Annotated in this window: 16 protein-coding genes; 8 read left to right on the top strand and 8 right to left on the bottom strand. The window is 44.8% G+C overall.

Features of this window, described 5'->3' with window-relative positions; genetic code table 11:
• The first annotated feature begins 11 nt into the window (after window positions 1-11).
• Together fucP and K429_RS0126770 are read left to right on the top strand one after the other, a co-directional pair.
• On the top strand, window positions 12-1,337 hold the full coding sequence (gene fucP, locus K429_RS0126775; RefSeq protein WP_022210253.1) for an L-fucose:H+ symporter permease: 1,326 nt from the start codon (window positions 12-14) through the stop codon (window positions 1,335-1,337).
• A gap of 157 nt (window positions 1,338-1,494) precedes the next feature.
• On the top strand, window positions 1,495-4,614 hold the full coding sequence (locus tag K429_RS0126770; protein WP_029328764.1) for an ATP-binding protein: 3,120 nt from the start codon (window positions 1,495-1,497) through the stop codon (window positions 4,612-4,614).
• Window positions 4,615-4,780: 166 nt separating this feature from the next.
• On the opposite strand, the gene K429_RS0126765 is transcribed toward K429_RS0126770, so the two are convergent.
• Complete coding sequence (locus tag K429_RS0126765; protein ID WP_029328763.1) at window positions 4,781-5,680, bottom strand: AraC family transcriptional regulator; 900 nt, start codon at window positions 5,678-5,680, stop codon at window positions 4,781-4,783.
• A gap of 178 nt (window positions 5,681-5,858) precedes the next feature.
• Here K429_RS0126765 and K429_RS0126760 point away from each other — a divergent pair, with 178 nt between their 5' ends.
• Genes K429_RS0126760 through K429_RS0126740 form a run of 5 tightly spaced genes read left to right on the top strand, consistent with a single transcriptional unit; the run spans window position 5,859 to window position 11,794 of the window.
• The gene (locus tag K429_RS0126760) at window positions 5,859-7,121 is read left to right on the top strand and encodes a TolC family protein (protein ID WP_029328762.1); all 1,263 of its coding nucleotides are present in this window, start codon (window positions 5,859-5,861) and stop codon (window positions 7,119-7,121) included.
• A gap of 22 nt (window positions 7,122-7,143) precedes the next feature.
• Complete coding sequence (locus K429_RS0126755; RefSeq protein ID WP_029328761.1) at window positions 7,144-8,046, top strand: HlyD family secretion protein; 903 nt, start codon at window positions 7,144-7,146, stop codon at window positions 8,044-8,046.
• A gap of 24 nt (window positions 8,047-8,070) precedes the next feature.
• Window positions 8,071-9,531 (top strand): ATP-binding cassette domain-containing protein, encoded by a 1,461-nt coding sequence (locus tag K429_RS0126750; protein WP_029328760.1) that lies wholly within the window; start codon window positions 8,071-8,073, stop codon window positions 9,529-9,531.
• Between the two features lie 28 nt (window positions 9,532-9,559).
• Complete coding sequence (locus K429_RS0126745; RefSeq protein ID WP_029328759.1) at window positions 9,560-10,663, top strand: ABC transporter permease; 1,104 nt, start codon at window positions 9,560-9,562, stop codon at window positions 10,661-10,663.
• A gap of 12 nt (window positions 10,664-10,675) precedes the next feature.
• Window positions 10,676-11,794 carry an ABC transporter permease gene (locus K429_RS0126740; protein ID WP_029328758.1) on the top strand — a complete coding sequence of 373 codons (1,119 nt, stop codon included), beginning with the start codon at window positions 10,676-10,678 and terminating at the stop codon, window positions 11,792-11,794.
• A 2-nt stretch (window positions 11,795-11,796) separates the two neighbouring features.
• On the opposite strand, the gene K429_RS0126735 is transcribed toward K429_RS0126740, so the two are convergent.
• The 3 genes from K429_RS0126735 to K429_RS0126725 form a co-directional block, all read right to left on the bottom strand.
• Window positions 11,797-13,800, bottom strand: coding sequence for a hypothetical protein (locus K429_RS0126735; RefSeq protein ID WP_029328757.1), 2,004 nt, complete (start codon window positions 13,798-13,800; stop codon window positions 11,797-11,799).
• A 182-nt stretch (window positions 13,801-13,982) separates the two neighbouring features.
• A complete protein-coding gene (locus K429_RS0126730) occupies window positions 13,983-15,896 on the bottom strand; it encodes a hypothetical protein (protein ID WP_029328756.1) in 1,914 nt (637 codons plus the stop codon).
• Between the two features lie 4 nt (window positions 15,897-15,900).
• The gene (locus K429_RS0126725) at window positions 15,901-16,113 is read right to left on the bottom strand and encodes a hypothetical protein (protein ID WP_007218607.1); all 213 of its coding nucleotides are present in this window, start codon (window positions 16,111-16,113) and stop codon (window positions 15,901-15,903) included.
• Window positions 16,114-16,279: 166 nt separating this feature from the next.
• Between K429_RS0126725 and K429_RS0126720 the strand changes: the two genes are divergently transcribed.
• A complete protein-coding gene (locus K429_RS0126720) occupies window positions 16,280-17,422 on the top strand; it encodes an acyltransferase (protein WP_029328755.1) in 1,143 nt (380 codons plus the stop codon).
• Between the two features lie 91 nt (window positions 17,423-17,513).
• On the opposite strand, the gene K429_RS0126715 is transcribed toward K429_RS0126720, so the two are convergent.
• From K429_RS0126715 to K429_RS0126700, 4 genes are all read right to left on the bottom strand, one after another.
• Window positions 17,514-17,942, bottom strand: a complete 429-nt coding sequence (locus tag K429_RS0126715) for an Hsp20/alpha crystallin family protein (RefSeq protein ID WP_007214301.1) — start codon at window positions 17,940-17,942, stop codon at window positions 17,514-17,516.
• A gap of 276 nt (window positions 17,943-18,218) precedes the next feature.
• Window positions 18,219-19,781 (bottom strand): glycoside hydrolase family 43 protein, encoded by a 1,563-nt coding sequence (locus K429_RS0126710; RefSeq protein ID WP_029328754.1) that lies wholly within the window; start codon window positions 19,779-19,781, stop codon window positions 18,219-18,221.
• Window positions 19,782-19,803: 22 nt separating this feature from the next.
• Window positions 19,804-20,271, bottom strand: coding sequence for a hypothetical protein (locus tag K429_RS0126705; protein WP_029328753.1), 468 nt, complete (start codon window positions 20,269-20,271; stop codon window positions 19,804-19,806).
• A 476-nt stretch (window positions 20,272-20,747) separates the two neighbouring features.
• Window positions 20,748-21,434: a hypothetical protein gene (locus K429_RS0126700; RefSeq protein WP_029328752.1), complete on the bottom strand. Its 687-nt coding sequence runs from the start codon at window positions 21,432-21,434 to the stop codon at window positions 20,748-20,750.
• Window positions 21,435-21,439 lie beyond the last annotated feature (5 nt).

Below are 21,439 nucleotides of genomic sequence, written 5' to 3'. Positions count from 1 at the left end.
AAATAACTACCATGAAGAACAACACTAAGAAAAACAGCATTATCAGTAAAGACGGAGTAAGCTACCTCATTCCGTTCATTCTTATCACCAGTTGCTTTGCCTTGTGGGGCTTTGCCAACGATATCACGAATCCGATGGTGAAAGCCTTTTCCAAGATTTTCCGTATGAGTGTTACCGACGGGGCACTGGTGCAGGTGGCTTTCTATGGCGGATATTTTGCCATGGCATTCCCCGCAGCTATTTTTATCCGTCGCTTTTCATATAAAGCAGGGGTACTGCTGGGACTGGGATTGTATGCTATCGGTGCATTCCTGTTCTATCCCGCCATGCTGACGGGTAATTACTATCCCTTCCTTATAGCCTACTTTATACTGACATGCGGACTCTCGTTTCTGGAAACCAGCTGTAATCCCTATATCCTTTCTATGGGCGATGAAGCTACATCCACACGCCGACTGAACCTTGCACAGTCTTTCAATCCGATGGGCTCGTTATTAGGTATGTACGTGGCGATGAACTTTATTCAGAATCGCTTGAACCCGATGGATACGATGGAGCGTAGCCAGCTTTCGGATACAGAATTTGCTGCGGTACGTGATTCAGACCTGATGGTACTGATTGCGCCTTATCTGATTATCGGGCTTGTCATTTTGGCTATGCTGATCGTGATCCGTATGGTGAAGATGCCGAAGAATGGCGATCAGTCTCATAACATCAACTTCCTGCCTACATTGAAACGTATATTCGGTATACACCATTACCGCGAAGGAGTGATCGCACAGTTCTTCTATGTAGGTGCGCAGATTATGTGCTGGACATTTATCATTCAATATGGTACGCGCTATTTCATGTCGGAAGGAATGGAAGAGAAAGCTGCGGAAGTGCTTTCACAGCAATATAACATTGTGGCTATGATTATCTTCTGTGCCAGCCGCTTCATCTGTACGTTTATCCTGAGGTATCTCAGTCCGGGGCTGTTGCTGAAAGTACTGGCTATTGCAGCTTGCTTCTTCACGGCCGGGGTGATTGGTTTCCAGGATATCTGGGGAATGTACTGCCTCGTAGGAGTATCTGCTTGTATGTCTCTGATGTTCCCCACAATCTACGGTATAGCATTGCAGGGATTGGGTGATGATGCCAAATTCGGTGCTGCCGGATTGATTATGGCGATTCTCGGAGGTTCGGTATTACCTCCGGTTCAGGCAAGCATTATAGACTGTGGTACATTGCTGGGTATGCCTGCTGTGAACCTGTCATTCATCCTTCCGTTCATCTGTTTTGTGGTGATTGTGATCTATGGACACCGGTCTTATTGCAGGGAAAAAATGCGAAAGTAATTATAGATACATCTGAATTTGATGATGGAGAACCTTTTATAGAAAAAAAGGTTCTCTTTTTTATTTATATAATTGTATTTCTTCTTTTTTTGCTACTTTTGTGTTGCAAAATGAAACAAGCAAATATTTCGCATAACATAAAATTCTTCTGGTACAGATGAAACAATATCTTCTATTTCTGTTTTTCTACCTCTTGTCTGTAAATTGGGCTTTTGCACAAAAAGATGCGATAGAGGGTAAAAGTTATATCCTTTGTATAAACTCATATACGGAATCATCTCCCTGGAGTAGTCGGCTCATTTCCAACGTTACGGAATTCGTTCAAAAAGACCCTGGAATCACTCTTTACGTAGAGCATCTGAATATGTTGCTGGTTGAAAATGATTCCATTCTGGAAGAATCCAAGCGCAATATATTCGATAAATACAAAGGTCGTTCTCCACGCATGCTGTTATTACTGGGAAATTCGGCATTGTTGTTGCGGGATGAATATAGAAAAGTTTGGGGAGATATTCCCATTGTGCTTTGTGCACAGGAAGATTATTTAGATTCCTATGAGGCTTATATCCACAGGCAGCCTTCTACGCCTGAAGAACGAACTCCTCTTTCTTATTTGGTTGACCCCTACAATTTAGTTTATCTGTACGCTGATTTGTATATCCCGGAAAACATTCGCCTGATGAAACAGATGATTCCCGGAATGAAAGAGCTTATATTTATAGGTGACGGGCGCAAAGTCAATCAAGACAACTCCGCACTTATCAAGCAAGAACTGAATACGAAATATCCCGATATCAAGTATAAATTTTGGTCTGCTGAAAATATGACGACCAATCAGCTGTTGGATTCCCTGTATTTCGTAGACACTAAAACAACGGGAGTTCTGTTCGCCTCGTGGTTCTACAAATACGCATTTGCCGGTACTAGCATGTTAGCCACTAATTCTCATAAGCTTATAGCTGCTACTTCCGTTCCTATCTTTTCTTTGAGTATGGTAAATATAGCAAGTGGAAAAGAAGGTATGCTGGGTGGATATACTTACAATCAGGATCGTTATGATGCAGCATTGATTCAAACCATTTCGGATGTGTTGAAAGACAAACAGGCACGCCATATTCCTTGCTATATCCCCACAGACGGGGCGCCTGTTATTAATTATGAAATACTGGTACGTGACGGGCTTTCTCTTTCCACGTGTCCTGCCAATACCCGTTTCCTGAATAAACCGCCTACGTTTTGGGAGCATTACCGGTATTTTATCTTGGGAACTCTTTTCTCTATTTTGCTTATTACACTGCTCTTCCTGTATCGTATTCGCAACTTGAATGCATTGAAGAAAGCACAACAGAACGAGATAGATGCAATGGCTACTTATAAGATGTTAGTGAACAATATGCCCATACTCTATATGCAGGAAGAGTTGGTGACCGATAAGAACGGTAATCCCATCGAATTGATTTATCGGAATGTAAATTCGGAATTTGAGAAACATTTCTATCGTAAGGAAGAGGTCATAGGCAGAAAAGGAAGTGAAATATTTCCGGAATCCATGCCCGAATTCCTGCATTTTACAAAGATGGCGTTGACGGAGAAAAGAGCCATCACATTCCCTTACTACTTTAAAGCCATCGATACTTTTTACGATGTGGTATTGAAAGGAACCCATCAGGGAAATATGATTGATATCTTCTGCCTGAACAGTACAGAACTGCACAAAGCACAGCAAAAGTTGAGTGCTACCAACAGTAAACTGGCGATGGCTCTTGATGTTGCCAACATCGTACCCTGGAAGTGGGATCTGAAGAGCAAAACAATCCTGTGTGATATCAATAGACCGATTGAACTGAGTACTGACGAACAGGAGGTGGAAGATTCACAACTATCTGTGCCCGATTCTCAGTATTTCTCAAAAATCTTCAAGGAAGACCGTGAACGGGTGAAACAGGCCTACCGGGACTTGATAGAAGGACGGGTGGAAAAAGTGAAAGAAGAATACCGCATCGTCAATGTGCAGAAAAACAACCTGCACAAGGTGGAATGGGTGGAAGCACAGGCTGCCGTAGAAGCTCGTGACGAAGATGGAAAGCCATTGACACTGGTAGGCTCGTCGCTTGTCATCACCAACCGGAAGAAAATGGAACAAGAACTTACGACAGCAAAAGAGCTTGCCGAAGAATCCAATCGTTTAAAGTCGGCCTTCCTGGCTAATATGAGTCATGAAATTCGTACCCCGTTGAATGCTATTGTCGGTTTCTCGGGGATATTGGCGTCTACCGAGGAAGAAGAGGAAAAACAGGAATATGTCAGCATCATCGAAAACAATAATACCTTGTTGCTGCAACTCATCAGTGATATTCTTGATTTGTCGAAGATTGAGGCGGGAACGTTGGAGTTGAATTACTCTAATATCGAACTGAATGAGTTGATGAGGGAACTGGAGCGTGGTTTCTTGTTGAGAGTGAAGACGGATGCGGTGAAACTGGAGTTTGTGGAACCTGCCGGGCCATGTATGGCTTATACGGAAAAGAACCGTTTGTCCCAATTGATGATTAACCTTGTGACAAATGCCATTAAGTTTACCGAAAAAGGCAGCATTCGTTTTGGCTATGAAATGCGGGAGAATGAATTATATTTCTATGTGACCGATACCGGATGTGGAATTCCGAAGGATAAGCAACAAAACATTTTCGGGCGTTTCGTCAAGCTGAACTCTTTTGCCCAGGGAACAGGGTTGGGACTTTCTATCTGTAAAACACTGATGGATCATATGGGTGGCAGAATCGGCGTGGAATCGGAAGAGGGTAAAGGCTCTACTTTCTGGTTTACGCTTCCCTACAAACCGGCTGTGAAGGAAGACAAGAAACAGATGCCCAAAGATATTCAACCAGTTTCGATAGAAAGAAACAAATTGACCATACTGGTTGCAGAAGATAATGCAAGCAATTATAAGCTTTTTGAATCCATCCTGAAGTACGACTATCATTTGATTCATGCCTGGGACGGTATGGAGGCTGTGGAAATGTTTCGGGAACATAATCCTCAGATTGTATTGATGGATATCAATATGCCCGTAATGGACGGATACGAGGCTACCCGGGAGATCCGCAAGTATTCTGCAAAGATTCCTATTATTGCCGTTACAGCCTTTGCCTATGCTTCGGATGAACAGAAGGTGATGGAAAGCGGATTCGATGGATATATGCCCAAGCCTATCAATGCCAAGTTATTGAAAGCGCAATTGGTGGATATTATGCAGAAGCGTATCATCTTGTTATAAGATGAAAGTTTCTCATTTTCAGTTGAATGTTTTCCAATGCTGTGTTTCAGCACCCGCAATGCCACACTTCGTGGGTGCCGATGCCACACTTGGACGAGTGTGAAGTGTGGAGTTTGCCCCGTTTAGGTGTGGCATTTGCCCTGCTCAGGTGTGGCGTTTGCCCCGCTTAGGTGTGGCGTTTCTTTTGATATTCCGCCGGTGTCATCCCCGTCATCCGTTTAAAGAATTTGCTGAAGAATGACGGATTGGGAAATCCCAGTTCATCCGAGATTTGGAATACCAACAAGTCACTGTGTTTCAGCAGTACTTTGGCTTCAAGAATAACGGCTTGGTTAATCCACTGCATTACCGTCTGCCCGCTTACTTCACGAATAACCGTGCTCAGATAATGAGGAGTCAGACACAGTTTATCTGCATAGAAACTGATGTTACGTTCACGTTTACTGTGTTCATTAACCAACCCGATGAAGCGGCGGAATACTTCTTCCTGGCGTGAGAGCTGCAATGGGGCGGACTCTTCATTCTTTGCATGTATATACCTTATATTATAGAGTAATGCCATAATCAAGTGTTGTACCACTTCCCGGCGGAATGGCACTTTGTGCACAGCATCCCATATCATTGAAAAGAAAGCATCGATTTGCGGTAATTCTTCCTCTGTGGGCGAAATGAAAATGCCATGCTTTGTGTACGAATCCGTCAGTGCGCCTCCCTGTGCGATGGGCAAAAAGTTATTATCGGGAACAATGACCTGAAAGTCATAATCCTCACTGATTTCCACAATTTCTATCAGTGAATTGAAAGGGCTGATAATAATCATTGGTTCCTTTACCTTATATTCTATCAGATTGATGGAAATCCGTGCTTCACCTCTCAGTATCCGGATGATTCTGCTTTCTTTGGCGCGATAGGGCCTCCCTGTGCTAAAGAGGATACTATCCATTTGGGCAAAGCTGATGATAACACCGAGATCACGGCTGATAAAGCGAAAACTGTTATTGTTTACGATGTTTGGATTACTCAGCAGCTCGCCAAGCCCAAGCTCCATAGGTTTGCTCTTTTCCATATCCTTTTCCTCCTTTAATTTATCTATATCTGTGGCAAAGATAAGAAAACATAGGGTTTTCCTGTCTTTTAATACTGGTAATCGGATAAATAGAGCATCATTGCACACAAATAGAATGTATCCATATACTTTTAAGCTCTATCTTTGCGTCCTATAAAGAAATAAACAAGAAATGTATATGGAAATGAAACGAACTATTCTCTCTTTTTCCTTTGTTCTTGCGGCAATGCTGGCACATGCGCAGCTCACGCTGGAGGGATGCCAACACTCGGCACAGACCAATTATCCGCTGGTGCGGCAATACGGTCTGATAGAGAAAGCCCGGGAGTATAACCTGGAGAATGCCGGAAAAGGCTATCTGCCACAATTCACCCTTTCAGGAAAAGCAACCTATCAAAGTGATGTTACAAAGCTGCCGGTGGACGTTCCGGGAATCGATATAAAAAGTATGCCCAAAGATCAGTATCAGGTGATGCTGGAAGTGTCGCAGAACATCTGGGACGGTGGAGATATCCGTTCCAAAAAGCAACTGACCCGGGCTACTTCGGAGATAGACCGTGGGAAGCAGGAAGTAGATATGTATGTGCTGAATGATCGTGTGAATCAGCTATATTTCGGCATTTTGTTGCTGGACGAACAGTTGAAACAGAATCAGCTTTTGCAGGAAGACTTGGGACGCACCCATCAGCAAGTATCCAACTATATAGCAAACGGCATTGCCAATCAGAGCGATCTGGATGCCGTAAGCGTGGAGATATTGAACACGAAGCAGAAACGCATTGAGCTGGAATCTTCGCGACAGGCCTATCTGAGTATGCTCTCTATCTTTATAGGAAAGGAAATCGCTTCCGGAACTACATTGGAGAAGCCTGCCGATACTTTTGAATCCACTTCATTGGTGAACAACCGTCCGGAACTTCGCTGGTTCGATGCCCAAGGCGGACAATTGAACGTACAGGAGTCTTCATTGAAGACGCGCTTCCGTCCCCGCTTCGGGCTGTTCGTGCAGGGAGCTTACGGAAATCCGGGATTGAACATGCTGAAAGATGATTTCTCCGCATACTATGTAGCGGGAGTCCGTATGTCGTGGAACTTCGGTAGCCTTTACACGTTGCGCAATGATCGGAGGCTGATAGATAACAACCGCCGTAAATTGGAGACCAGCCGCGATGTGTTCCTATTCAATACCAATCTGGAATCTACCCAACAAAGCTCGGCCATCCAGTCCATGCGCCGACAGATGGTGGATGATGATGAGATTATCCGTTTGCGTGTCAACATCCGCAAGGCCGCCGAGGCTAAAGTGGAGAACGGTACGCTGACCGTAACCGATATGCTTCGTGAAATCACAGCTGAGAATCTGGCACGCCAAACCAAGGCTTTACACGAGGTACAGTTACTGATGAACATCTGGAATCTGAAATATACATTGAATAATTAAAGGCATAAAAATATAGATCATTATGAAATCAAGGAACTTACTGGGACTTTGTTCCCTATTGGCCCTCTTTTCCGCTTGTGGAAACGGTGCCCCGAAATATGATGCAACAGGAACGTTTGAGACTACGGAAGTGCTTGTATCTGCCGAAGCATCGGGGCGCCTGCTTTATTTTGATATCGAAGAAGGAATGTTGTTGAAGGCCGGTGAAGAAGTCGGCGTAGTAGATACCGTACAGCTCTACTTGAAGAAGCTGCAACTGGAGGCGAGTCTTAAATCCGTCGAAGAACAGCGTCCTGATATCCTGAAACAGGTAGCCGCCACCAAAGAACAAATATCTGCCGCCCAACGTGAACGGAATCGTGTGGCGAACTTACTAAAGGTAGGTGCGGCAAACCAGAAACAACTGGATGATGCGGAAGATCAGCTTGAAGTGCTCCGCAAGCAACTTGTTGCGCAGAACTCTACCTTGTCCAACAGTCACCAGAGCCTGACATGGCAAAGTTCATCCGTCGGTATTCAGGTGGCACAGGTGGAAGACCAGTTGAAGAAGTGTCACATCACCTCTCCGATAACCGGCACTGTACTGGCAAAGTACGCCGAAGCGGGAGAGCTCACAGCTATGGGCACTCCGCTTTTCAAAGTGGCCGATACGGAACAGATGTACCTTCGTGCTTACATCACCTCCGAACAACTGTCGCAGGTAAAGCTGGGACAGAAAGTAACCGTCTTCTCCGATTACGGCACCAATGAGCATAAGCAGTATCCGGGCGTAGTAACCTGGATTTCGGATACCTCGGAATTTACCCCGAAGACTATCCTGACTAAGAATGAACGTGCCAACCTGGTGTATGCCGTGAAGATTGCCGTGCACAATGACGGGCTGTTGAAGATAGGCATGTACGGGGGAGTGGAGTTTAGTGATTAACGGTTAGTGATTAGTGATTAATTTATGGAACATGCGGTTGTTGTAGATAACGTTACCAAGAAATATGGGGCGGTGGAGGCGTTGAAGAGTGTTTCCTTGACGGTTCCTTCCGGAGAGTTGTTCGGCATTATCGGGCCTGATGGGGCGGGGAAGACTTCTCTTTTCCGTATCCTCACCACCTTGCTGCTTCCCGATAGTGGAAATGCTTCGGTGTGCGGTCTGGATATAGCGAAGGATTATAAAGAAATCCGTCGTCGCGTAGGCTATATGCCGGGACGCTTCTCCCTCTATCAGGACTTGACGGTAGAAGAAAACCTGAACTTCTTTGCTACTGTTTTCCATACCACCATTGAGGAGAATTATGAATTGGTGAAGGATATCTACCAGCAGATAGAGCCTTTCCGCAAACGCCGTGCCGGAGCTTTGTCCGGAGGTATGAAGCAGAAACTGGCGTTGAGTTGTGCGCTTATCCATAAACCGGATGTGCTTTTCCTCGACGAGCCGACAACAGGTGTAGACCCTGTTTCCCGCAAGGAGTTTTGGGGGATGCTTCGCCGGTTGAAGGAACAGGGCATCACCATCATAGCCTCTACACCTATTATTGATGAGGCACGCCAATGTGACCGCATTGCCTTTATCAATGAGGGGCAGATACATGGGATAGATACTCCGGAACGTATTCTGAATCAGTTCGCAAGCATTCTTTGTCCGCCGGGGCTGGAACATGGCAAGGTGGAACAGAAAGATGAGTATGTCATCGAAGTGGATAAGCTCACCAAACGTTTCGGCAATTTCACGGCAGTGGATCATATCTCTTTCAAAGTCCATCGTGGCGAGATATTCGGCTTCCTGGGCGCCAACGGTGCCGGAAAGACTACTGCCATGCGCATGCTTACCGGATTGAGTCATCCCACAGGAGGCACGGCCCGCGTAGCCGGTTTCGATGTTGCTACACGGACGGAGGATGTGAAAAAGAATATCGGCTATATGAGCCAGAAGTTTTCTCTTTACGAAGACCTGAAAGTGTGGGAGAATATCCGGCTGTTTGCCGGGATTTACGGCATGGCAGAAGATGAAATAGCCCGCAAGACCGATGAACTTCTGGAACGCATCGGACTGAGTGCCGAGCGTGATACGCTGGTAAAAAGTCTGCCGCTGGGCTGGAAACAGAAACTTGCTTTCTCCGTTTCCATCTTTCACGAACCGAAGATCGTCTTTCTGGATGAGCCGACGGGTGGGGTGGATCCTGCTACCCGTCGCCAGTTCTGGGAGCTTATTTATCAGGCTGCCGACCGGGGGATCACTGTCTTTGTCACCACCCACTTCATGGATGAGGCCGAGTATTGCGACCGTATCTCTATCATGGTGGATGGCGTGATCCGTGCTCTCGATACGCCCGATGAATTGAAACGGCAATTTAAAGTTGCTACAATGGATGATGTTTTCCAGCAGTTGGCACGGGAGGCGGTGCGTACGGCGGATTAGCCGATTCATAACATAATTAGTAAGAACAATGAAACAATTTATAGCTTTTGTCCGAAAGGAATTCTTCCATATCTTCCGTGACAGGCGAACCATGCTGATATTGCTGGGTATGCCTGTGGTGCAGATTATCCTTTTCGGCTTTGCCATAACCACGGAAGTGAAGAACATCCGTGTCGCCATTCTCGACCCGTCGAACGATGTTGTCACCCGGCGCATTATCGACCGTCTGGATGCGAGTGAATATTTCTCCGTCACCACGAATCTGAATACTCCGGACGAGGTTGAGAAGTCTTTCAGACGGGGAGACATTGACCTGGCAGTCATCTTCAGCGAGCAATTCGCGAATCACGTTTATACCGGAGATGCTTGCGTACAGTTGGTGGCCGATGCTACCGACCCCAATACGGCAACCACACAGACCGGTTATGCCGCCAACATCATATCCTCTGCCGGACGCGAAATGCTTCCGGCGGGAATGCAGGTTTCCACTATTGTTCCCGAAGTGAAGCTGCTTTATAATCCGCAGATGAAGAGTGCCTACAACTTTGTGCCGGGTGTGATGGGACTGATCCTGATGTTGATTTGTGCCATGATGACTTCCATATCCATTGTCCGGGAGAAGGAGACAGGAACGATGGAGATATTGTTGGTTTCTCCGGTGAAGCCATTGTTTATTATTCTTGCCAAGGCAGTTCCTTACTTTGTGCTTTCGTTTGTCAACCTGACAACGATTTTGCTGTTGTCTGTCTATGTGCTCGATGTTCCCGTGGCGGGTAGCTTGTTCTGGCTGATTGTGGTATCGCTGCTCTTTATCTTCGTTTCCCTGGCTCTGGGCTTGCTGATATCCTCGGTGACGCGGACGCAGGTTGCTGCCATGCTTGCATCGGGATTGATACTGATGATGCCTACCATGCTGCTCTCCGGTATGATATTCCCCATAGAGAGCATGCCCTTGCTGCTTCAAGGCATTTCGGCCGTACTTCCTGCCCGTTGGTACATTCAGGCTGTGCGGAAGCTGATGATCGAAGGAGTGGACATTTCACTGGTATTGACGGAAGTCAGTATTCTTGCTGTAATGGCGGTTGCGCTGATTACGATTAGTTTCAAGAAGTTTAAGAACCGATTAGAATAGGAGAGTGGTGGTATGATAAAGTTTCTGATAGAAAAAGAATTCAAGCAGTTGCTCCGTAACTCGTTCCTGCCGAAGATGATTCTTATCTTCCCCTGTATGATTATGATACTGATGCCCTGGGCGGCAAATCTGGAGATAAAGAACATTAACCTGAACATTGTGGATAATGACCACAGCGTCCTTTCGCGCCGCCTTGTGGATAAGATCGGTGCATCCACCTATTTCCGTACGACGGCCCTTCCTGATACTTACAATGAAGGATTGCGCTCCATCGAAATCGGTTCGGCAGATATTATCCTGGAGATTCCCCGCGATTTCGAGAAGAATTGGGTGACGGGCAACAGCCCCCGCCTGTTGGTTGCCGTCAATGCGGTGAACGGTACAAAGGGAGGATTGGGCGGCTCGTACCTGTCTTCCATCATTAATGACTATACCCGTGAGTTGCAATCGGAATCACCGGCAAAGGCAATGTCTGCCGGGATGGGATTGCCCCGGATCGGTATTTCAACGCAGAATTTGTATAACCCGCACCTGAACTACAAGCTCTTTATGGTTCCGGCATTGATGGTGATGTTGTTGACAATGATTTGCGGCTTTCTTCCGGCGCTCAATGTAGTAGGTGAGAAAGAAGTGGGCACTATCGAGCAGATCAATGTAACGCCTGTCTCCAAACTGACGTTTATTCTTGCCAAGCTGATACCTTATTGGCTGATAGGTTTCATTGTGCTTACGATATGTTTCTTTCTGGCATGGCTGCTCTATGGCATTCTTCCTGTGGGGCATTTTGTGACGATATATCTTTTTGCAGTGGTCTTCCTGTTCGTGGTCTCCGGATTCGGTCTGGTGATTTCCAATCATTCCGCTACGTTGCAGCAGGCCATGTTCGTCATGTGGTTCTTTATGCTGATACTGATGCTGATGAGCGGCTTGTTCACTCCCGTACACAGTATGCCGGAGTGGGCACAACTGATTGCTGCGCTCAATCCGCTGAAATATTTTGTAGAGGTGATGCGTACCATTTACCTGCGGGGTGGTGGCATTGTGGAGTTACTTCCACAGTTGGGAGCATTGACGACCTTTGCGGTGTTCTTTAATTTGTGGGCGGTGAGGAGTTATAGAAAGAGTAGTTGAGATTACTCTTTCATAATCCTTTTGATCTCCGCATCCAGCGAAGCTTTCTCCGGGATATTGAGTTTCGGCCTTAACCGATAACGTATCCTGGTGACGCTGGCGGAGGCTATACCTAATATCCGGGCTATTTCTTCGGTGCTTTGATTGAGCAGGATGAGCATACACAGCAATTCTTCATTCTTGGTGATATTGGGACACACATCGCGCAGGCGGATAAGTGCCGTAGAATAAATGCCGGAGAAGGCGACACGGAATTCAGCTTCTTCTTTGGGTGTCAGCATGGTGGGAGACAGAGTTTCCATAAGCTTGTTGAGTTCGCTACCGGATTGGTTTGAGGTTTGTATTTCAGCCAGTTGCCGAAGCAGTTCCTGGTTGTGTTCATGAAGTTCATGGCGCGATTCAAGAATTCTTTTCAATTCCTTTTCCTTTTTATCCAGGCGGATGGAGGTGATTTCGAGTTCCTTTTCGTCCAGTTGATGATGTAATTTCAGAGATCGGTGTCTGTTCCAGAACCAGGTGGCCAGGAGCAGGATAAAGAGGATGGATGCAATTGTGCCGATGGTGTATGTGCGGATAACACTGTTGCGTAAGGCTATGCCTGCTGTGAGCAGACTATTTTCCTGTTCCACCTTCTCCGTCTCGTAACGTATATGCGAGGCTATGGATTCGCGAATGGATTTTCCATGAATTACAGAGTCGATAATCATATTATAGCGGGGGAGCAGTTCTTTTGCAGCTTTCATCCTGTTGGTACGGTGGTAACTGTCGAGCAGTAACCGGTTGTTGTGATTTTCGGTTTCCATATCTCCGCGGACTTTGGATAAGTTGACGGCTTTTTCAAGCAACGGGATGGCTTCTTGGTATTTTTCGGCTCTGTACATGGCATTTCCGTAGCCCATGTAATAATCCAGCAGCATATAGCCGGGCACTTTATCTTTTATTTCTTCATAGTGCGTCAGGACTTTCGGCAGGGAGTCCGGGAACTGGGCTTTGGCATCCAGCTTTTCCATCTTTACACGTATTTGTCCGCGCGGATTGGTGGCTCTGATGTAGAAGCTGTCGGCAAGGTTGAGCGCGAGGAAGGCTGAGTCGATGAGGCCCATTCTTTTATAAATCAGGGCTCTCCTTTCGTACAGGCTTGCCGCCATACCCCAGGTCTCGTTATCTTCACGGAACAGGTGGAGTCCTTCATTGTTGTAATGCAAGGCTCTGTCGAAGAAGTTTAGTTCGGTGTAATTGCCGCACAGGTTGATTGCGGCAAGCATCGCCCCACGCGGATTCTGCGATTTATTGCTTTGTTCCATGACCTCCTGACAGAGGCTGATGCCTTTCTGGAATTCATTCTTCCGGATGTAGATGTTTGCCAGGTTGGCCATGGCCTGCGGATAGAGTCCGGTGTCGTCGTATGCTCCGTTTCTCATAGCTTCGGCGGCTCGCAGCAGGGTGGGCTCTGCCCGTGTTTCGGTGGAGTCGACGGCCATATAGGTGATTCCGGCGGCTATGGTGCAAAAGAGTTCACTGGAAGGATCATCATTTTCATTTATGCTCATGGCTTGGTCGAGGAGTTGGCAGGCTTCGGCACGGCGGCCGAGGGTTTGCAACATTTGTGCGTCGCATACCAAAATCTCGCGTTGGCAATGATTGGATAGTATCGGGTGGTTCATTTCCCTGAGCCGGAGGAAGTGTTCGTGTCCTTCGGCTATTCTTCGGGAATGATTGTATGCGAACATTAAGTGCCTGATTGCGTAGGATATCAGACGGCGGGCGTCGTCAGGAGATAGTCCGTTGGGGTGTTGGCTGCTTTTGACGGGTAGCAGGAAGGCGGAGTCGAGTAGGGAAATAGCGCTGTCATATTCTTTGTCTAGCCGGAACTGATTGGCTTTTGCCAGTATGGCTATACTGTCTGCATGGAATTGCGCAGGTGGATGGGTGCTGCCTGGCGGCTTGTTGCAGCTTACTATGCCGGATACGAGAATGATTAGCGGGAATATAAAATACTTGTTCATTTTGTTTAGGATACTTGTATAGGTCTCAAATATAAGTAAAATGGGTGGGTTAATAAAATGATAATTTGAAAATGTTAGAAAACTGATAATAAGGACGTTCATTACCGGGAGTTATCATATTCTTTTCTAAACTCCCGGTAATTTGATGAATTTCCTGTTATTTGGGGCAGGAGAGTTTAGGGTTAATGCTCGTTTTCATCATCGATAGTGGGTGTCCAGGCGGGATTGCTTCCAATCCATTGGGATTGTTCACCAACACTTTCGTTGCAGGAATAAACAGTAGCATTGCTAAGTTCTCCTATCAAATATCCAAGTCTCACAGTTTCTTTAGAAGTAACATTAAAATCTGTCGTTAAATTCCGGTTGAGATGGTATTTTCCCCATGTGATATACCCTGCAATTCCTCCAACATCCACTGGAGAGAGGCAACGTCCGGTTATGGAGCCTTGATTGCAGCATCCCAAAACCTTTCCGGCCATACTTCCCCCAATTCCACCTACTGATATAGTATAATTTGTATTTGAACGTTCTGGGTTAGAAAGTATAATGGAAGAAGCATTTATACAATGCTTATGCTCACTTCCTAGTATGCCGTTTTGTCCTATTATACCTCCAATACGAACTAAGCTTCCTTTACAACTTACATCACTTTGTCCTGTTGACGAACAGTTGTTCATATGGGCTCCTGAATATCCAATTATACCACCTATGCATAAATAGCCATAGGCGAGGTTCCCGCCTGATATTTTCATTTCTCCCGACATTGTACAATTGTAAACTGTTATTTTCAGCGTAGGTCCATGTCCAATGACGCCACCTACACCAAAATATAAAGTGCTTGTTCCTTCAGGCGATGCAAAGGACCATGTAATATTAGCCGCTATATGGATATTTTCTATCAACATACTACTTGTAGTTGTCAAGTAACCAAAGAAGCCGAAGTTTTGTAGATCATCAGAAAAACTTCCTTTTAATTCGCCGCTTATGGTATGTCCGCCACCATCAAAGTTTCCACTAAAAGGCTTGGCATATGAAATCCCTACTGGCGTCCATGTATCAGCCGTGACCTTTATATCCGTAGTTAATTTAAAGAACTTATCCAGATAGCGTTCTCCCGCTTGTACTTGTTCAATTAAATATTTCAAGTGTCCGGCACTCTCTATCAGGTAAGGGTTATCTTTCGTGCTACCTTTATTATCACTCTGATCCCAAGTGTTGCCTATTACATCATTATCGAATATAGCAGCAGTCCCATAACCACCTTCTATTCCCCCAAAAGTAAGCTCCGAATTATAAACCTTGCCTGCCTCATAAGGAAAATCTCCACTGAAAGAAACCGTGTAACTATAAACCATCCCGTCGTCGCCTGTCACGGCAAGAGCCAGTTTCTCTTTCAATGTGGAGGGAAGAATGGCCATGTAAGCAGTGAATTTTTTGCTACTGGCACCGGATATAGCCGCAGTAAGCTGTTTGGCAGTAGTGACGTTGCTTTCATCACTTGCTTTCTGGGAGATGGCTATACCGGCATCATCCTGTGTGCTTAGAGTGATGTATTTAGGAACAATGCCATCAGGAAGAGTTACCTCAAACTTCAGAACAGCTATTTTATGCTTAAAGCTTATTTCCGAAATCTCCGTACCGGAAGCAGTAGTCTGTGCAGTCATAAAGTTGTAACCGGACAGATGGACAAAAGGAGCATTTGCATCGATAACCTGCCCTATAACATTAAAGTAGCAATCCTCCCATCTTTTCTCAGCTTTTGATGCAGGAAAGAAAGCATGCTGGGCATCCTCAACCGCATTTCCTGTGAAAGTAGCAATCTTGCCATCACCATCAGTAGGTCCTGTCGTAGTAAAGACCTCAGTCGTAGTACCATAAAGTTTAAAGGCATCATTTGCCGTCCACCTTAGTATCAGGCCGTTAGCACCATCCTCTTCATGGCTTATGCGGGTGATAGCTCCGCCTTGTGTGACGGTAACGGATATTTTTTCTTTTCCCCCGACAGAAGTATCCTCTTTTAGAACTTCATCCTGGGTACATCCCATTAATACCAATAGGAATACTGCAAAGAAAGGTATCGCAATCTTTATTTTCATAGTTTTATTTTTCAAAGGTTAGTATATCGTTTATCAAGTCTTCCAATTCGCTTATGCTACTTGAACTGTAGCGTTGGGTAGATCTTCGGGAACTACGTCCACCAGGCATACCAGGGTTACCACCGGGCATATTGCTCAATGCCATTACACCCTCACTTTCCATTTCTATGATCTCTATTTGCGGAGTCACATACTTTGCTTTTCTCTCTTCTTTCATATTTCCTTTTTTAAAGTTGATAGTCATCTTGTATTTTGATAGCAAAACTAACGATTCCACTATTAGAGAAGCCAAATCAGGACTGTACAATTCAATGTACAATTGCGTGGTTTATTCCACATTTTATCCTACTTTTGCATCCAAATTAATTATATCTGATATCCTAATGAACACGCAGACAACTTATCTCGCCTCTAAGCCGCATTATGAAATCCTGGATGGATTACGTGGAGTGGCAGCTGTTATGGTCGTAGCCTTCCATCTTCTTGAAGCACATTCGGGTGGCAACCATCTCGCACAAATCATTAATCACGGCTATCTTGCCGTCGACTTCTTCTTTATGCTTTCGGGCTTTGTAATCGGTTATGCCTATGATGACCGCTGGAACCGGATGAGTATCGGCACTTTCTTCAAACGTCGTGTCATCCGCCTGCATCCTATGGTAATTATGGGCAGCATTATCGGTGCCCTTTTCTTTTTCCTACAGAAATCCCCCTGCTTTCCGAATATGGATAATGTATCGGTAGGAACAGTTCTGATAATCATGCTTTATGGCTGTACGCTGCTTCCCCTTCCTTTGAAGTGGGACATTCGCGGGTGGACGGAAATGCACCCGTTGAACGGGCCGGCATGGTCACTCTATTATGAATATATCGGCAATATCCTGTACGCACTGTTTGTCCGTAAGTTCAATAAGGTTGCCTTGTCCATCCTTGTTTTTCTGGCAGCTTGTGCCACTTTGCATCTCTGTCTTACGGCGCCCAATGGTGATATCGTGGGCGGATGGGCATTGAATTGGGAACAGCAGTATGTGGGCTTCGTCCGTTTGCTCTATCCGTTCTTTGCAGGCTTGCTGCTTTCACGCTTAGGCTGGCTCATACGGGTAAAGAAACGCGCATTCTGGTGGTGTAGTCTGATGATTGTGATAGTTCTTTCCGCTCCCCGTATTGGCGGTGAAGATGGCTTCTGGATGAACGGACTCTACGAGGCACTTTGCATTATCTTCATCTTTCCGGTCATTGTTTCGATGGGAGCCGGTGGCAAAGTGACGGGAAAACGCTCTGTAGGTATCTGTAAGTTCCTGGGCGATATCTCATATCCCGTTTATATCACTCATTATCCGTTGATATACACATATACGGCCTGGGCATGCAACCATAATGCGACCATCACCGAAGGTCTTCCTTATATGATACTGACCTTTGTCGGAGCTTTCGTCCTTGCTTATGCCTGTCTGAAGCTCTATGACGAACCGGTACGCAAATGGCTGACCAATCGCTTTCTGAAAGGAACGCGTAAGGCGAAATAAATACATCCGGAGATATAAAAAGAAACGGGCAGCTTCTCGTAAGAGAGGTTGCCCGTTCTGGTTAATACATCTGTTGGGTTCACCGGAAACCTTATTTCACTTCAATAGATTTCTTGTTTTTCTGTTTTTCTTCGGCTGAGAACTTCGGCAGATTGATGTTCAGCACGCCATTTTCTACTTGTGCTGCAATCTTTTCCTTGTCCACATTGTCCGGCAATATCATGGTCTGTTGGAACTTAGAGTATGAGAATTCGCGACGCAGATAGCGACCGTCTTTCTTTTCCTCCTTGTTTTCAGTCTTCTTTTCCATGCTGATAACCAGATTGTTGTCTTCGTCGATATGAACGTTGAAGTCATCTTTGGTCATTCCCGGAGCAGCCAATTCTACTTTGTACTCCTTTTCCGTTTCCAGCACGTTGATAGCCGGAGCGGTTGCATTGGCTTTTTCCATCCATTCGTTATCAAAGAAATCATTGAAGATACTTGGTAACCAATTTTGAGTTCTTCTAACAGGCATCATAATTTTAGTCTCCTATCCTTTAAGTTAAACATTCGGTTAGTTCTGAACTCCCGGTCTTGGACTGCTTTCGGGAGCCGTTTCTTAATCACTCCCATGCGGTTCCTGAACCGTCGTTCACAAACATAATCGCAAAACGTATGCCAATTGATTTTAGTTTCGCTGATTAACAAAATGTCACTAAAGTTCTGACAAAATTACTTGTTTTATGCCGTTTTGTACATTTATTATATAAAATTGCTTTCGAATACTATGAATGTGAAATGTTTCGCCTCCGGTTTACTCGTTTCCTTGATAGTCAAAATAATCAAAGTCAGCCTGTGCCTTTGAAGAAGCGGATACGGCATACAAGCCCAATATGATACCGGTAAATCCGCCGGCAGTTTCGGTACTGAGATAGCGCGTATTCATCTTGGCTATTTCCTGGAACTTATTTCCGGTGGTGGAATAGCCGAATGAATAGAACTCATTATTCCCTTTGACCTGAAGCTGCACTTTTCCTTGAGGGATATTGATTTCCTTTTCTATATGTTTCAGTTCTCCCAACTGATATCTTAGGACGATAGACTGCTGTCCCTTGGCATCCTGCCTTACAAAAAGATCATAGTGCGAATGATTCTCCATGAATACCGTAATTCCGGTTTCGTCCTGCGGTTGCCCTTTCTGTAGTTCAACGGATGTTCCGGCTGTGAAGTCGATATGTTGCTGTCTGCGGCCGATGAAAGTGGGAGAGTCCATACTGTTCAGATTGACGGGAGTTGCTTTCAATCGGAGTGTCTTACCGTTCAGGATGTAGTTCTCCTGTTTGGGATTGCGCAGATAGATCCATTCCGGTCCCAGTTTCTTGGTATTGAAGGTAATGCGGGGAGCTTTCGAGTCAAAAGGTTGCTGTGGAAGAGTGGGGACATCCATCTGTAAGGCTATGGTTCCATCTCCATTTACCACAGGCCAGGCATTCTTATCCCATCGTACAGGTGCGATAAACGTTTCGCGCCCCAGCAGATGGTGTGAGCCGGTTTGCGGACGGAATGCGAGACATACCATCCACCACGAACCATCGTGAGCTTCTATCAGATCGGCATGACCGGTTCCCTGTATCGGACTGTTCTGTGCGTTTTTGTTTATGTGTGTCAGGATGGGGTTGGCAGGATTACTTTCATACGGGCCGTCAATATCCCGGCTACGGGCAATGGTTACCTTATGACCATATTCAGTACCTCCTTCGGAAATCAGCAGATAATACCAACCATCTTTCTTATAAATATGTGGCCCTTCCGGATGGCGTCCGCCCGTACCGTTCCAGATACGTTTGGATTCGCTTAACTGTTCTCCGGTCATCGGATTTATTTCGCACAGGTAGATGCCTACATCCGGATTGCTGACCAAATAGCACTTTCCATCTTCAAAATAAAGGGATGGATCAATACCTCCTTGCTTTATCCAAACCGGTTCTGACCATTCACCACGTGGATTTGTGGTGTGAACCAGGAAGTTCCCTTTGTCCGAAACATTGGTGGTAATCATGTAAAACACTCCCTCATTGTATCGGATGGTAGGGGCGTAGATTCCGCCCCATGTGCCGGCATTGGTTAACTTTACCTGTGATTCCCGTGTCAGGCAATTCCCTATCTGTTCCCAGTTGACCAAATCCTTACTATGAAACAGGGGTACTCCGGGGAAATAACAGAAACTGCTGTTGACCAGATAATAGTCTTCGCCAGCACGGCAAACACTCGGGTCCGGATGGAAGCCCGGGATGATTGGATTTTGGTATCCTTGTTGGGCATGTGAGAGATTTGCCAGTCCCATCATAATAAAGATGGATAAGATGATTTTCTTCATATATGTGCCTTTTAAAATGATATTATTGCAGTTTGAAACGCATTCTCCACCGTTTGGCTTCTTCATTCCAGTCGTGGCTGATGACTTCGAAGGTTCCTACTTCAGAGGTATTTTTTACGTGCGTTCCCAAACAAAGACATTCATCATAATTGCCTACTTTCACTATGCGTACGGTTTCCGAAGCATCTTCCGGCAGTCGTTTCAAGTCAAAGCGTCCTTGTGCTTCTTCCTGCGTGATGAATTCTGTGGTAACATCCAATCCTTGCGCAATCACTGCATTTACAGCTTCTTCCAGTCGTTTTACATCTTCTTCGGTAGGAGCAGTTTCCAAAGCATAGTCCAGCTTACTTTTCTTTCTCTCTATATGTGCGGATACTGACCGTCCACAACCGAAAAGATTCATCATAGTACGGTTAACTATATGCTCGCAGGTGTGCATAGGAGGATATTCCTGTTTGTTGTGGTCGTTGAGTTGAATTTGTTGTTCCATATTATTTAGTAACTTTTTATTGTTTATATTCTCAAGAATACTTGCTGACTTTAAGATTGATTTCTAATTATGGTGAATTCGCCATAATTAGAAATATAAAGTTTCTCCCATATACCAAGATATTCTAATGTATTTCTATTTCTTAGTTGGTCGAAAATAAAAAGATCCCCTTTGACCTTTTAGGGTATCTGTAAGGCATAAATAATCTTCATTATTTACGTTAATGATTAATATCATTAATCTTGCCATAATAATATTTTTGCGTAAAGGTAGGGCTATATTCTGATATTGAAAAGATTTATATTGTAATTTGTTTAGGCTGTATTTAATTAACCTGTATACATGGATAGATATTTTTTGTTTATTGTAGTCGTTGGTTTTGCTTTTTTCTAAACCCCTCGAATTCGAGAGGTTTTCAATCAGAGTTATATAATATCTCTCACAATTCTAAGTATCCGGTTATCTTTTTATATCTCTTATTTTCGTTTTAAATACGAAATAAGTCTGCTGAATATATTTTTCTTTTTGGGGAGAGATGCATTGCAATTATTCTCTCGTAGAATTTTATATTTAGGATCAGGATTTTCTATCCACAGTTTGAAGAACCTGAGAATATATTCATACCAATTCTCTTTTGTTAAAGATGCATCATTCCAATACCATTGCTCCCCTAATGCTTTCAACTCGTCTATGGCATTAGATAACAAATAAAAATCGTATAAGAAGGTGTTGTACTCATTATTTATACATTCTTGTTCAAGTTTATTTAAAGCAGCAGACACTTTATTCTTATCAGGAGATTGTATTACTGATTTTACTATGAATAAGCTATATAATATAATGATAGAATTTGCGTCGATTTCGTTAAGGTGCAGTTCCTCGAAAATTTTATCTGTTAATTCTGTAAATTCAAAAGGATTGCAATGGATGTCTTCACCAGCTAATATAAAAAGATTTTCCGTCTCATATCCGGCCATCAACATCTCTAAAGCCCAATCTTTCCATTGGGTATTGATGTTGAATTTTTGTTGCTTATAAACCAATATCTCTGCTGTAGATGGCACTTTCTGTAGTATCTCATTGAGGGTGGCGTCAAGTTTCACTATATCAGTAAGTGGGCATTCCTGCCTGTCTTTATCGTTGGTTTGAAGATTTTGCTCCATATTTT

Source organism: Bacteroides sp. 14(A) (assembly GCF_000526555.1).
In the GTDB taxonomy this organism is placed as follows: Bacteria; Bacteroidota; Bacteroidia; order Bacteroidales; family Bacteroidaceae; genus Bacteroides; species Bacteroides cellulosilyticus.
This window is presented reverse-complemented; position numbering and strand designations above follow the sequence as displayed.